The organism is Lapidilactobacillus dextrinicus DSM 20335 (assembly GCF_001436095.1).
GTDB classification, from domain to species: Bacteria; Bacillota; Bacilli; order Lactobacillales; family Lactobacillaceae; genus Lapidilactobacillus; species Lapidilactobacillus dextrinicus.
This window is the reverse complement of the sequence record NZ_AYYK01000009.1, coordinates 31974-45382: the sequence shown is the minus strand read 5'-3', so window position 1 is coordinate 45382 and position 13409 is coordinate 31974. Positions and strand designations below refer to the sequence as shown.

14 protein-coding genes and 3 pseudogenes are annotated in these 13409 nt (G+C 36.6%); 10 read left to right on the top strand and 7 right to left on the bottom strand.

The annotated features are described in order from the left end of the window. The first annotated feature begins 33 nt into the window (after positions 1 to 33). The 8 genes and pseudogenes from FC84_RS09205 to FC84_RS05875 all read left to right on the top strand — a co-directional run bounded on the left by FC84_RS09205 (position 34) and on the right by FC84_RS05875 (position 5497). Entirely contained in the window at positions 34 to 450 is a 417-nt protein-coding gene (locus FC84_RS09205) for a super-infection exclusion protein B (RefSeq protein WP_404804619.1), read from the top strand. 279 nt (positions 451 to 729) lie between these two features. Next, positions 730 to 798, top strand: a pseudogene (locus FC84_RS08980) (cadmium resistance protein CadD); the annotation flags it as partial. Between the two features lie 90 nt (positions 799 to 888). Beyond that, positions 889 to 1806: pseudogene (locus FC84_RS05905) on the top strand (IS30 family transposase). Between the two features lie 157 nt (positions 1807 to 1963). Beyond that, positions 1964 to 2626, top strand: a complete 663-nt coding sequence (locus FC84_RS05900) for a CadD family cadmium resistance transporter (RefSeq protein WP_057756794.1) — start codon at positions 1964 to 1966, stop codon at positions 2624 to 2626. 119 nt (positions 2627 to 2745) lie between these two features. Then, positions 2746 to 3815, top strand: a pseudogene (locus FC84_RS05890) (IS3 family transposase). A gap of 419 nt (positions 3816 to 4234) precedes the next feature. Next, a complete protein-coding gene (locus FC84_RS05885) occupies positions 4235 to 4774 on the top strand; it encodes a TetR/AcrR family transcriptional regulator (RefSeq protein WP_057756790.1) in 540 nt (179 codons plus the stop codon). A gap of 93 nt (positions 4775 to 4867) precedes the next feature. Further along, entirely contained in the window at positions 4868 to 5269 is a 402-nt protein-coding gene (locus FC84_RS05880; protein ID WP_057756788.1) for a sigma factor-like helix-turn-helix DNA-binding protein, read from the top strand. Positions 5270 to 5284: 15 nt separating this feature from the next. Beyond that, complete coding sequence (locus FC84_RS05875; RefSeq protein ID WP_057756787.1) at positions 5285 to 5497, top strand: helix-turn-helix domain-containing protein; 213 nt, start codon at positions 5285 to 5287, stop codon at positions 5495 to 5497. A 148-nt stretch (positions 5498 to 5645) separates the two neighbouring features. On the opposite strand, the gene FC84_RS09045 is transcribed toward FC84_RS05875, so the two are convergent. Continuing rightward, positions 5646 to 6557 carry an SAV1803-related protein gene (locus FC84_RS09045; RefSeq protein ID WP_057756785.1) on the bottom strand — a complete coding sequence of 304 codons (912 nt, stop codon included), beginning with the start codon at positions 6555 to 6557 and terminating at the stop codon, positions 5646 to 5648. A gap of 526 nt (positions 6558 to 7083) precedes the next feature. Between FC84_RS09045 and FC84_RS05865 the strand changes: the two genes are divergently transcribed. Both FC84_RS05865 and FC84_RS05860 read left to right on the top strand, forming a co-directional pair. Next, positions 7084 to 7389, top strand: coding sequence for a helix-turn-helix domain-containing protein (locus FC84_RS05865; protein WP_225733083.1), 306 nt, complete (start codon positions 7084 to 7086; stop codon positions 7387 to 7389). 48 nt (positions 7390 to 7437) lie between these two features. After that, positions 7438 to 8676 carry a tyrosine-type recombinase/integrase gene (locus FC84_RS05860; RefSeq protein WP_057756783.1) on the top strand — a complete coding sequence of 413 codons (1239 nt, stop codon included), beginning with the start codon at positions 7438 to 7440 and terminating at the stop codon, positions 8674 to 8676. Between the two features lie 111 nt (positions 8677 to 8787). Here FC84_RS05860 and rpsI read toward each other — a convergent pair whose 3' ends face one another. From rpsI to FC84_RS05830, 6 genes are all read right to left on the bottom strand, one after another. After that, positions 8788 to 9183, bottom strand: coding sequence for a 30S ribosomal protein S9 (gene rpsI, locus FC84_RS05855; RefSeq protein WP_057756781.1), 396 nt, complete (start codon positions 9181 to 9183; stop codon positions 8788 to 8790). Between the two features lie 13 nt (positions 9184 to 9196). Beyond that, a complete protein-coding gene (gene rplM / locus FC84_RS05850) occupies positions 9197 to 9640 on the bottom strand; it encodes a 50S ribosomal protein L13 (protein ID WP_057756779.1) in 444 nt (147 codons plus the stop codon). 179 nt (positions 9641 to 9819) lie between these two features. Next, entirely contained in the window at positions 9820 to 10602 is a 783-nt protein-coding gene (gene truA / locus FC84_RS05845; RefSeq protein WP_057756777.1) for a tRNA pseudouridine(38-40) synthase TruA, read from the bottom strand. A gap of 86 nt (positions 10603 to 10688) precedes the next feature. Next, positions 10689 to 11474 (bottom strand): energy-coupling factor transporter transmembrane component T family protein, encoded by a 786-nt coding sequence (locus tag FC84_RS05840; protein WP_057756775.1) that lies wholly within the window; start codon positions 11472 to 11474, stop codon positions 10689 to 10691. Next, positions 11467 to 12336: an energy-coupling factor ABC transporter ATP-binding protein gene (locus tag FC84_RS05835; protein ID WP_057756773.1), complete on the bottom strand. Its 870-nt coding sequence runs from the start codon at positions 12334 to 12336 to the stop codon at positions 11467 to 11469. The genes FC84_RS05840 and FC84_RS05835 overlap by 8 nt, the downstream gene beginning before the upstream one ends. Beyond that, the gene (locus FC84_RS05830; RefSeq protein ID WP_057756771.1) at positions 12312 to 13154 is read right to left on the bottom strand and encodes an energy-coupling factor ABC transporter ATP-binding protein; all 843 of its coding nucleotides are present in this window, start codon (positions 13152 to 13154) and stop codon (positions 12312 to 12314) included. The genes FC84_RS05835 and FC84_RS05830 overlap by 25 nt, the downstream gene beginning before the upstream one ends. Positions 13155 to 13409 lie beyond the last annotated feature (255 nt).

Below are 13409 nucleotides of genomic sequence, written 5' to 3'. Positions count from 1 at the left end.
AGGTGTGCAGTAGTTTAGCAAAGTCTACAAAAGATTTCGGTTATTCACATTAGCTCCCGAATAGCTAAGCGAAAAAAAGATATTGCTTTTAATAAATTTTACTCTAAACAGCAAGATAGTATGTTTCAAGATAGTCAAGCTTTAGAGATATTAGAAGAACTTTATGTACAACATCCTAATGCTGTTTGTCTGCCTATGTATAATCAAAAAGTTAAGTTATTAGACCAGTATGGGCTCATAACAAAAGCTTCTAGTCAGGCTATTGTTGATATGAGTGACCCTGCTTTCCCTTATATTCTTCAGCCTATTGCTGAAGATCGATTGAAAAAAATGCATTCAACTATTAGAATGCATTTTTTTGTGGTTAAGCTAACACTAGCTTGCCCCGCTCGGGTAGAGTTCTGCATGAGATGCGCTTGCTATGCAATAGCCCGTCGGAGGTTTTTCTAGCCGGATAATAGGCGCAGAAAAATAGCAGTTCTCCCAGTAGGAAGGGAGAACGCTACTACCTCGTAGAGCCCACGCTTTACCATGTAAAGTATAGTGGGTTATACTTTACATGAAAGTAATCACCGAATTCCAGTTAGAAACTATTTTATAACTACGTTTTGAGGAGGAGTAAAATGCTTTCTTACGTCCGGCATTACCCACTAGCGATAGCTAAATTAATGTGTCTGTGCTCCCCTAAAATCTGCTGATTTATTACTGACTAATACAGGAGGTTTTTTTATGGGACAGACAATCATATCTGCTATTGGTGTTTATATTTCCACCAGTATCGATTATTTAATTATGGTAGATTGTAAAATTAAACCGAACACTTGAATAAAAAAGCCGCAGCGCCTTTAATGGTAATTGTCCAAAACAACCATAAAGGAACTGCGACTCATGACTAGTTTATCATCTCAAGAACGTACTGTCATTCAAACTTTGCTGGAATTGAATTATTCGATTCGTGCCATTGCGCGCTTTATTAAACGCTCTCCTTCAACCGTTTCGATTGAAATTCATCAAGTTACACCCTATAAAGCTGAGATTGCTCATGCGTTGGCATTGAAAAAACGTCATCTACGTGGTCGTCATGACACGCTAACACCAGCTATCGCTGTCTTTTTGAATCACCACATTGGTATATTGAAGTGGTCACCAGAAACCGCTGCGCATGTTTTAGGGTTACCTTTCAAAACGATTTATAATTGGCTCAATGCTGGTCGACTCAAACTATCATTGGCTGATTTACCTGACAAAGGTATCCGTCAAAAACGTCAATCTGATGGTAGACGACAAGTATTTGTTCATGGTCGTTCGATTGAAACGAGACCTGAAAGTGTGAAAGCACGACAAACCTTTGGACATTTTGAAGTTGACACCATGCAATCGGGTAAAAGACGTGGCGATGTGCTGGTGACAATTACTGAAAGACTAAGCCGACAACATATCGTGAGACGGGTCACTGGGCGCAATAGTCAGGCAGTGACACCAGTCTTAATTCGTTTTTTTCAAGGGATCAAAAATGCCAAGTCAATCACTGTGGATCGTGGGCGAGAATTTGCAAAATATAACGAAATCGAGCAAAAACTAGGCATTCCAGTCTATTTTGCGCACCCATATTCACCAGAAGAACGTGGGAGTAATGAGATATTAAATTGATACGTCCGTCGTTTTATACCGAAAGAACGCAAAATTGAAACAGTTAGCGCCAAAGAATTAGATCAAATTAATCATTGGATCAATGCGAGACCAATGAAAACACTCAACTGGCAATCACCACGAAAGGTTTTTCAGCAGTTCGCAGTGTTCGGTTAATTCTTGCAATCTACCATAAGTTAAAGGAGTCGTGAGGTTCTGTTGCAAAGTTTTAAATCTACTATCAAATAAGGTAGAATAATAGAATGTGTAACAAACTAACATAACTAAATATCTATTATTCCGTTTATGGATCAATTTAAAAAGGAGTTTTTTTATGAATTTAATTTTAACCATTCTCTCCGCTTTAGGGTCTTTTATAGTAACCAATATCGATGACATTTTTGTCTTGATGTTGCTGTTCTCTCAGGCAAGTTCACAAGCTAAAGCAAGTAATGGACGAACGGTGAAGGGAAATCGTATTTATCCTAAAGATATAGTCATTGGTCAATATCTTGGTTTTGCACTTTTAGTTTTAATCAGTCTTTTAGCTACATTTGGAGTAACACTCATTCCTGATCAATGGGTGGGTTTATTAGGACTAATCCCGATCTATTTAGGAGTTAAACTGTTTATAAAGGGTGAAGATGAAGATGAAGGTGCTATTTTTTCTAGTTTAAATAAATTTAATAAGTTCTATTTAAGTGTAGCATTTATCACATTTGCCAATGGTGGAGACAATATTGGAATTTATGTTCCATTCTTTTCTACTTTAAATAACAACCAACTGGTCATTACAGTTGTTACTTTCTTTATAATGGTTGCGGTTTGGTGTTTAATCGGCTATCGTCTAGCAAGATTTAGATATGTTTCTGAAACACTTGAGAAATACGGCCGATGGGTTATTCCAATTGTGTTTATAGGATTAGGATTTTATATCATGGCAGAAAATAATATATTTTCTAACCTGTGGTCTGACTTCGTAAATTTAAATTCCTAATTAACCGTAATAGTTCAAAAATTTTATTGTTATATCCCCTTGCTCCTATCCTAGTATTTGGTACATCTAATTCTGGACAGATGTGTCATAATTAAATCACTTAGGATAGGAGTTTTTTAATGAAACGATATACGAACGAATTCAAAGGAAGCATTGTCAAAATGCATCATGAAGAGAAACGCTCGGTACGTTCTCTTTCAGAGGAGTATGGTGTTTCTCCAGCCGCCATTCATAACTGGCTAAAAGATGCCAAATCAGTTGAACTATCTGATGGTTCTGAAGTGACAGCCAAGGAATTTAAGCAACTTCAAAAAGAAAATCAACGACTTAAAGAGGAATTAGAAATTTTAAAAGCTGCGGCGGTGTTATTGGGAAAGCGTTAGGCCGAATAAGTGGACTTGCCTTTATTAAGGACCAACTAGTTAAACACCGCTTGTCCATTATTTTAACTGCTTTGAAGCTACCATGAAGTACTTATTATCACTGGAAAGAACACCGATCTAGCCAGCACGAATGTGCTGATGTGAAATTAAAAGATCGGATTAGATCGATTTGGCAAAATAACTATAAGGCTTATGGCTATCCACGAATAACTATGGCTTTACAAAGTTTAGGTATTAAAATCGGCGCTAAACGCGTTTTTCGCCTGATGAGAGAAATGGGAATTCATTCATTAATGAATCGTAGATTCAAGAAACCAGGTACCCATGTCGATTACTCACAACGTCCTAACTTTGTCAAACGTTATCCCGAAGCAAGTGTATGGCGTACTGATATTACTTATCTAGAATTACGGCCAAGTACTTGGGTTTACCTTAGTTCTGTTTATGAGCCGAGGGCTCATCGTGTTCTTGCTTTTAAGATTAGCCGCCAAATGGATGCAAAACTAGTCGTTAACACGCTTAACCAAGCACTCGAAAACTTTAAAAAACCTGACTTCATTCATTCCGATATGGGATCATAATATACGAGTAACGAAGTCGAGACACTGCTTGAGAGGCATCAGATTGCCCACTCATATTCAAAACAAGGTTATCCCTATGACAATAGTCAAATCGAATCTTTTCATTCATTATTAAAACGAGAATTCGTGTTTCAAACTCACTTTTCAAGTTTCGAAGATTTGGTTGTCAGAACATCAAATTATATTAATTGGTTCAATACGAAAAGAATTAGAACAGCTGTCTAATAAAAAATGTACCAAATATTGACTTAGGAGCACTTTTTATTCATTAAACTTAAATTTTCTGTCTATAATTGACGCAAAAATAACTAACTGATCGCATTTACTCATCAAAAACATATAAATAAACCGATAAGTCGCAATTTTTTTAATATCATCTCACCTATTTTCATATCGAGCCATAAACAGCTTATATTTTAATCATATGGACTTACCGCATTGCTAAAATAGAGCACTTTAAGTAGAGTGTGTTTCATATTAATCCAGATTTAGAGCTTAGCTTTATGAAACAACCTTTTTTGATATACGATTTTGGAACCAAGTATATATCTTAAATTCTAAGAAGATAGAATTAACACTTATTTTTAGTAAGCTGTCGTGAGTTAAATTTTTTAAAAGACTAAACAAATCATGGAGAGTGTCCAATGAAATATCGAACCTACAAGTTTCCTGTTAATAATGGCAATGAAGTTGCTAGAAATTCTCTTTTTGCAGCTTTTATTCAGTTAATGGATCAAAAGCCAATTAACCAAATAACAGTATTGGAACTCTGCCAGAAAGCAAATATCTCTCGGTCTGCTTTCTACTGGAATTTCAATTCAAAGGAGGATATGCTACGCAAATATTTCGATGGTCAACTCTATTCAATGGTACGTCACCTGCATAAAGCTGATAATACACCCCATATCAATACATTGGAGTATTTAGTTAGATACTTTAGTCTCAATCGAAGACTAATTGATGATTTAATAGATAATCATCTGGAGAAGATTTTAACCGAACACTTAGTTCTAATTGTTCATCAGATTATCAAACAAAATGTACTTCCCGTTCAGAATCATCCTGTATTTCAAGAAAACTATATCGCTGGTGGCTTAACCGCGGTTATTAGAACTTGGTCTGAACATCATTATCAGGAAAGTAATCAAGAAATTATGATCATTATTCTCGGTTTAGTAAAATAATTTTTTAATGGGTTTCAAAAAATGAATAACTTGCATCTTTATATAGTGAACAGGAAATTCTAGCAATTTCACTACGTTTAGGAGGTAAGTCATTTGAAAACTGAAATTGAAGTCACTAAAATTTTTGTTTACTACGTCAGAAGTGCTCTCATTCGCCGGTCATTCCAACTATATCGCGAACAACTAAATCAGATTGAAGCTATTCCTTATGATACATGGCTGATTGAAAAATTAATGAAATCAGAAACACCACAATTGTTAGAACGTATGAGTTTCAATGATATCTGGCATATGGAGGATTTTGTTGATAATGACCAGCTCTCAATTGCACTATCTGAACTAAATATTCGTCAAAAATTCATCCTTTACTGGAAGTTCGTTGAGAATGCCTCTGACTATCAAATTGGCGAGCTTCTTGGTGTCAGTGGTCAGACAATAAGCCAACAACGTCGTTATGCGCTGAGTATTCTTGCAGATCGCTATTTCAGTTCATGAAAGGATGATTAAGACATGGAACAGATCAATTTAGTCCCAACGATTTTAGCAGCACAAGCCGGTAATGAAGAAGCAATGGTTGAACTACTATTTCGTTTTGATCCGATTTGTATTCGACAAGCTAAATATGGCCGTAAAACCTTTGATGAAGATTGCTATCAAGAGTTGCACTTACATTTAATCAAGGTCATCCGTAATTTTGATGTTGAGAAGTTTAAAAATAAATGAAAAAGAGTCCTCTATGGGCTCTTTTTATAATTCATATTATTTTTAATAACATCAGCTAATTACATTAATGACTTTCTTTAGAAAAATAATTTTAAAAATTTCACTCCGCAAAAAAATATAGAAACTTATTCTATCAGAAATAAAAAAGCTATTTATTGCTAGACGTCAGCAAAATCGTGCGATAAAGTTCTTGTAATATGTCTTCACGAAAAGCAGATAGTTTAAAAGTCTCGAAATCCTTTTTTGTTGCAAAACTTTTATCATATTTTAATTCATAAAGCATACTTAATAATCTTTTTCTTGGAGTATTGATTTGAATATTTAACTCCTTAAACTTAGGATATTTTTCATAAAATTTATTAATTTTGATCTTTTCTTCATTTTCCTGCCGTATTCTCAGCTGAATTCTCTCCTTTTTCTCTCTTTCTTCTCTTCCATTCTCCCATTCTTTTTTCGCTTTAAGAAAAGATTCACGTTGACGATTGAATTCTTCTATTTCTTGATCAATCTCATTTATCTTATCAATACATCGTTTAGGAAGTATTAGCTTAACACTATCTAGTACATCTTGAGCTTCTTTGGGATTTAAATATGCCCGATGGTAACAATTCATCATCCATTCTTTTCCTAACGGTTGATTCTGAGCAATAAACCAATCTTCAATCATTGGAGAAATATAAGTTATGTATCCCGGAAAACCAAATTTTCCATTGGTTTCTTTAGCAATTAAGGCATGCAAGATTAGATGCTCAAATAAATCACAAAATACTAGCCTTTCTTTTCTCTGTAGTTCAAATGGATAATTATTCTTTCTAATATAATTTATATCACTTAAATTTAAATATTTATCCTCATCGATATGATGGCAATATAGTCCATCAGCTGTTCTAGTAAATTTACCTTTCGTAATAGATTTTATTTCTTGATTAAAAAATCTATTATATGATTGCTCTCGGTAATAATCATCTGTACTTGCCCCATGTAAACTTAACAGCTTATTAATAGCATCACCATAGGTTAACTTCATCAAATCATTATAATATTGGATTTTGTCATTCATAATAATTTCTCCTAAAATCTAAAAATCTGCATTTAAAAAGGCTTATTGTGAACTACATAACATTAATTATAACCTAACAAATTATTTTTAAAACACCTTATATCATTCAGATACACAGTTATTACGATTAAATATTTTTTGAAATTATTTTTATTCTCGGGTTTCAAAAATCGAAATTTTTGCATCTTTATATAGTGAAGAAGAAATTCTTCGCTATATTTTTTTACTTAGATCTTTGACAACTGAATACCAATTACTAAAGACTTTATATTCTTGAATGAGCTGATTGATTTCTGCGCCAAGACCACTGCGAGCGAACGACAGATAAGATCAAATATTCTAACCAAATATGCCAGGACTTCAAGAATTGATAATGATACTTCTGCGAAGCTCCGACGTCACAAGGGAGAGGTGAAATGCCTATGTATCTGTTTGGTCACAGAACTTTAGTAATGGCTAATATGCAATTGAACTACCCTGCTGCTTTTATATATCGTAAGAACTATTAATCAAGGTTGTAAAGAAGGTGTTTAACATCAGTAATGATATTTCAATTTGTATTAGTGATGATCAAGTAGATAAACTTCAATCTGAGCTATATACATTGATGATGGATCAAGTAGTAAGAGTTCGTCAGGATGCTGAATTAAACATTCGCTATCTAAAGAAAAATGAAACTTGTAAATATCTACGGGTAACAAACAACACTTTAGATAAATGGATTAAAATTGGTCTCCCAAGAGTTGTTATTGGTAGCTCTGTTCGCTTTGATCGTATCGCCATTGATGACTGGATGACTAAAAATATGAGAGATGGTAATATGAGGTTATAGCCTTACGTTGCCAACAAATTACTTCTCAATTTCTTGGAGGTAACTATAATGGCAATTACAAAAACAGCAGCAGGAAATTATCGTGTGGAGGTGTTCTATCCAAAAGAAGTCAGATCAATTTTAAAAGTAAAACAAACTCGTTACCGCAAAACCTGTAATACTTTGAGAGAAGCTCATCAAGCTGAACGAGATATTCAATTCAAAATTGATAGTGTGCAACGAACTGGTAAAGGTCATCTATACGAAACCAAAGGTCAAGTCACTTTTGAGGATTTTTTCAAAACAGTTTTCTGGCAAATGTATGTCTCAGGTTCAACTGGTCGAACCAGAACCGTACCAACGAAAGCTACTCAAATTAATACGCTTAATCTATTCAACAATCATCTTATTCCGATGTTTGGCCAATATACACTAGCTGAATTAAACGAGGATAAAGATTTCGTGGTACGTGAATTGGTTACTTTTTCTCAAACCTACGCAAATATTCGAACAGTTAAGAGTTACGTTAGACAAATGTTTGAAACAGCGGAAGTTTTGGACTATATCGAATATGATCGTTTAGAAAAACCGTTACGTTTCATCAACTCGCCCAAGAAAGATCGATTAAAGAAACGACGTGAAGCTGAGGGTGAGTCACTAACAGCACAAGAGCTTTTAGAGTGGCTAGACGCTGCTTTTGAGGACTATCAAAATGGTAAGCTCAACTTACAAGACTATCTCCTATTCATGCTGACATTGCATCTAGGTGACCGTAAGAGCGAATCCTATGCTTTAAAGTGGCGGAATGTTGACTTAGAAGAAGGTAAGATATATATTACCCGCGCATTAGATCGTTATGGTGAAGAAAAGTCTACTAAAGGTCGTAAGCTCAGTGAAATGACGCTACCGAAAGAATTAGTCCCACTCCTGATCGAATGGAAAGAGCAACAAAAAGAAGAACTGAAATACTTCAACATTAGACAGAGTAATAGTCAGCTTCTTTTCAGTTATACAAATACTCATGGTGGCGTCAATCAACCTCTCCATTCTGACTACCTTAATTACCGGATTAAATCGATTAAGCATCGCCATCCTGAATTAGCGCCACTTCATCCTCATAAGCTCCGTCATACCTTTAGTACCCTTGCAAGACAAGGCGGCGCCACGATGGAACAGATCTCTGAATCATTAACCCATTCCGATGTTAAAACAACTAGAATTTACGTTAATACACCAGATATCATCAATCCAGAAGTTCATCGAATGTTCGTGAATAGATTGGAAAAAGAGCGGCGAAAAAAGGCCTGAAAATCTCTTAAAATTGACCAAAAAAACTCGTACCAATTTCGTACCAATTTGACCATAAAAAAAACACCTTCCATTTCTGGAAAGTGTCTGTAATCGTTGGTATGACAACGATTAACGCTTACTAAATTGTGAAGCTTTTCTAGCTTTCTTAAGGCCTGGTTTCTTACGTTCTTTCATACGTGAGTCACGAGTTAACATGCCTGCGCGTTTAAGAACATCACGGAAATCAGGGTCAACAGTTAACAATGCACGAGCGATACCGTGACGGATTGCACCTGTTTGACCAGAGAAGCCACCACCATGAACGTTAACATTAACGTCATAGCTACCTTCAGTTTCAGTCATAACTAATGGTTGCTTCAAGTCTAAAATTAAGTTAGCAAATGGCAGATATTCTTCTGCACTCTTTTTGTTGATCGTGATTTTACCTGTTCCAGGAACAAGGAAAACACGCGCAACTGAATCTTTACGACGTCCTGTGCCGTTATAAACAACTTGTTGTGCCACTTTTATTTCCTCCCTAGATTAAGTTTGTAATATCCAATACTTCTGGTTTTTGTGCTTGTTGCTCATGTTCTGCACCAGCATAAACATGTAACTTCATAAATTGGCTATGGCCTAAAGAGTTCTTTGGCAACATACCCTTAATAGAAAGTTCAAGCAAACGTACGGGATTATTTTCACGCATTTCGCCAGCAGTACGGCTCTTCAAACCACCGGGATGATTACTATGATGGTAGTAAATCTTGTCAGTTGCTTTCTTACCAGTTAATTTGACTTTTGAAGCGTTAATAATAATGACATTATCACCTGTGTCGATGTTTGGTGTGAATGTTGGCTTGTTCTTACCACGTAAGATTGCAGCAACAGCAGCAGAAACACGTCCTAAGGCGATATCTGTTGCGTCAACAACATACCATTTACGTTCGACATCAGCTGGTTTAGTTAAAGGGGTTGTACGCACGATAAATTCCTCCATAAATAATTTTGTTTGACACTCAATAAGTTTCCGGGGCCTATCGTGGGGCAAACAAATACCAAGAACTAGTGTACCTAATCTTTTGGGCAAAGTCAATCATCTGAACGGCTCAGGATGCTTTTTTGCACCTTTTTTCCGCAAAAGTTTGATAAAAAGCTGAAGTTTTAAATTAAACTAATTTTCTGAACATCTTTTTCTTCGCCAGGATAATAAACCTTCTTCAAATATAAACCACTTGCTGGCGCAGTTCCTCGTGCTTGTTGGCGATCTTTAACTTCAAATAATCTTAAAAAATCATGTTCAGCACGGCGCCCATTGCCAATTTCTAACAGTGTTGCCACTAAGATGCGCACCATATTGTATAAAAAGCCATTACCAACAAATTCGAAGATAACTTCATCATGTTGTTCATCAAATTCAACCGTTGCGCGATAAATCGTGCGGACTTTATTTTTAATAACCCCGCCACTAGCCGCAAAACTTGTGAAATCATGTTCTCCCAATAAATCTTGTAACGCGGTCTCAATTCGCTGCTGATTTAAGGCATAGGGATAATGGCCTGTATATAGTCGCTTAAAGGGATCGGTAAACCGACCACGACTTACCCGATATTGATAACATTTAGCAATCGTATTAAATTGCGCGTGAAAATCGGGTTCAGCAATTTCGCTAGCAATAACTTCAATATCTAAGGGCATGAGACTATTTAAGGCTAACAGCATATTACGTGCGGGAATTTCTGAAGGATAATCAAAATGAATCACCTGTCCCAATGCATGAACACCAGAATCAGTGCGCCCAGAACCATAGATCCGAATAAATTCGCCTTTGTTCATTTTGGTTAGTGCAGTTTCAATCGTTCCTTGGACAGTACGCTGATTCGGTTGACTTTGAAAACCAGCAAATTTCGTCCCATCATAGGCGACAGTTACTTTATAACGCGGCATTTTCTTCCCACTTTCTAAAAAAATCACTGATTTTATGATACACAAATCAGTGATTTAAACCAAGTCTTATTCAATTTAATTGATGACTAGAGAACAGCAACAATCGCAATAATCACAAAAGTTACTAGCGTCCAAGTATCTTGGCGCCGCCACTTAAGAATACGATAACGCGTCCGTCCTTCCCCATCACGGTAACCTCGTGAAATCATCGCCGTTGTTAAATCCGTAGCAATATCTAAACTACTCATCATCAACGGAATCAATAATGGAATTAAGGCTTTTACCCGCTTAATTAAACTACCATTATTAAAATCAACGCCCCGTGCCCGTTGCGCGTTCATAATCTTAGTTGTTTCGTCCATTAATTTCGGCACGAAACGGAGGGCAATAGATAGCATTAAAGCCACATCATTAACTGGGAAATGAACCACTTTTAATGGTCGCATTAAATATTCCATCCCGTCAGCAATCGCCAATGGCTGCGTCGTCAAGGTCAATAACGTCGACATAAAAATAATCAAGAGAAATCTAAGGGCAATATACGTTGCATTGATCAACCCTTCTTGGCTAATTGAGAGAACACCCCATTGCCAATAGACATGTTGACCACTGGTAAAGAATAACTGTAAGCCAACTGTAAATAATATCAGCCATAGCATCGGCCTCAAGCCCCGTAGGAAGAATCTTAACGAGACTCCCGATAATAGTACCCCAGCCAAAACCACACCGCCTAAAATCAAATAATCGTACCAATGCTTAATCAAAAAGATTAAGACAATAAAGATAATATTAATGATAAGTTTCAGACGAGGATCTAAGCGGTGAATGAACGAGCCGCCGGGATAATAACGACCAAAAATCATTTTATCCATTTTCTGGCCCCCGTTCTAATTGCGGTTTTATTGCCGTGATTAATTCGGCTTCAGTCAAAGGCAATCGTTCAAACTGAAATCCTTTTTTGATGAGCTGCTGAACTAATTGGCCCGTGCTAGGCAATTCTAGATTATGTTCGTTTAACCATTGTAAGTCAGCAAAAACCTCTTGAGGCGTGCCAAATTTAATCACTTCGCCATGTTCTAGGACGGCAACATCATCAGCGTAATTAACCACATCGTCCATTTGATGCGTAACTAGAATTGTAGTTAAGTGACGTTTTTGATGAATACTTAAAAAGAGATCCATGATCTGTTGCCGACCTAACGGATCTAAACCAGCAGTGGGTTCATCTAATACCAATACTTCTGGTTCCATCGCTAAAACACCAGCAATCGCAACTCGGCGCATTTGCCCACCAGATAGATCAAAAGGCATTTTATTTTCTAAAGATTCATCAATGCCGACTAAACGTAATGCTTCTTTAGCAATCTGATTGGCTTCATCTTCGCTTTTACCAAAATTCTTTGGTGCAAAGGCAACGTCTTTTAAAACCGTCTCTTCAAATAACTGACTCTCAGGAAATTGGAAAACTAAGCCAACTTTACGCCGTAAATCATAGAGTTCTTTATTCTTCGTCGTTGGCGTCACGACTTGTGAACCAACGACCACCTCGCCACTAGTCGGGCGCAACAACGCATTAAGATGCTGTAATAAGGTTGACTTACCACTACCTGTTTGACCGATAATTGCAGTATAGGTGCCACTCCTAAATTCCAAGTTAATATTTTTTAAACCCACCGTTGCTAACGGTGAATTGGCTTGATACGTATAATTTACATTTTTGAATGTAATGTCCATAATTCATCCACCAACTGTTTATCATTTAAATAGTGATCAGGTAGTGCATAATCTTCAGTACGTAATTTAGCACTGATACGCTCGCTTAACGGCACAGTGAGACCATGTGCATGTAATTGCTCTGGATAGCTGAATAATTCACTAGGCGAGCCCTCAGTGACCAATTTGCCATCGTCAATTAAGACCAGTTTATCTGCTAACGCTGCTTCATCAACATCGTGAGTAATTGAAATAATCGTAAAATTACCAGCTTGCCGTAGTTGCGTCATTAAACTAATAATTTCACGGCGTCCTTGTGGATCTAGCATACTCGTCGCTTCATCTAAAACAATCACCTGTGGTCGCTGCGCTAACACACCGGCTAAAGCCACACGTTGTTTTTGACCACCTGAAAGACGTGCAGGCTCTTGATGACGATAATCCCACATTCGCACCTTGCGCAAAGCCGCCTCAACACGCGGTAGCATCTCTGTGCGCGGAATACCATTATTCTCCATACCAAAAGCAACATCATCAGCAACTGTGGCACCCACAAATTGATTGTCAGGATTTTGAAAGACAATTCCTAATTTACTGCGTACGTCAAAAACAGTTGCTTCATCAAGCAACTTGCCAGCAAAATAAATTTCACCAGCTTGTGGTTCGATTAAGCCATTAAAGGTTTTAGCCAACGTACTTTTACCACTACCATTATGACCAACAATGGCAACCCATTGGCCGGCTTGAATATCTAAGCTAATATCATTAAGCGCTGCTTGCTCAGCATAGGGATAACGATAGGTCACATTTTTAACACTAATGATCGATTGTTCAGTCATCTCATAACTTCCTTAAATAAACATGCTAACATTTTACCATAAATCATCAGAGTATGGCGTAGCACAGGTTGGCCATCATGATTTAAATACTTTGTTCAAATCAAAATAGCTTACGATTTTAAAGACAATCACATGTTAACAACCCGTAATGAATAACAAAAAGGCCTAGGAAATTAATCCTAAGCCTTTTTGTTTACTATGTACAATAATCATTCACAGATGGGAAGCTCAAGATTAACTCAAATGAATTAATCA

What these genes read in the sequence shown, in the direction of transcription:
- FC84_RS05900 (WP_057756794.1), top strand. Translation starts at nt 1,964, where the DNA reads ATGAATTTAATTTTAACCATTCTCTCCGCTTTAGGGTCTTTTATAGTA.
- FC84_RS05885 (WP_057756790.1), top strand. Translation starts at nt 4,235, where the DNA reads ATGAAATATCGAACCTACAAGTTTCCTGTTAATAATGGCAATGAAGTT.
- FC84_RS05875 (WP_057756787.1), top strand. Translation starts at nt 5,285, where the DNA reads ATGGAACAGATCAATTTAGTCCCAACGATTTTAGCAGCACAAGCCGGT.
- FC84_RS09045 (WP_057756785.1), bottom strand. Translation starts at nt 6,557, where the DNA reads ATGAATGACAAAATCCAATATTATAATGATTTGATGAAGTTAACCTAT.
- FC84_RS05860 (WP_057756783.1), top strand. Translation starts at nt 7,438, where the DNA reads ATGGCAATTACAAAAACAGCAGCAGGAAATTATCGTGTGGAGGTGTTC.
- truA (WP_057756777.1), bottom strand. Translation starts at nt 10,602, where the DNA reads ATGCCGCGTTATAAAGTAACTGTCGCCTATGATGGGACGAAATTTGCT.
- FC84_RS05840 (WP_057756775.1), bottom strand. Translation starts at nt 11,474, where the DNA reads ATGGATAAAATGATTTTTGGTCGTTATTATCCCGGCGGCTCGTTCATT.
- FC84_RS05835 (WP_057756773.1), bottom strand. Translation starts at nt 12,336, where the DNA reads ATGGACATTACATTCAAAAATGTAAATTATACGTATCAAGCCAATTCA.
- FC84_RS05830 (WP_057756771.1), bottom strand. Translation starts at nt 13,154, where the DNA reads ATGACTGAACAATCGATCATTAGTGTTAAAAATGTGACCTATCGTTAT.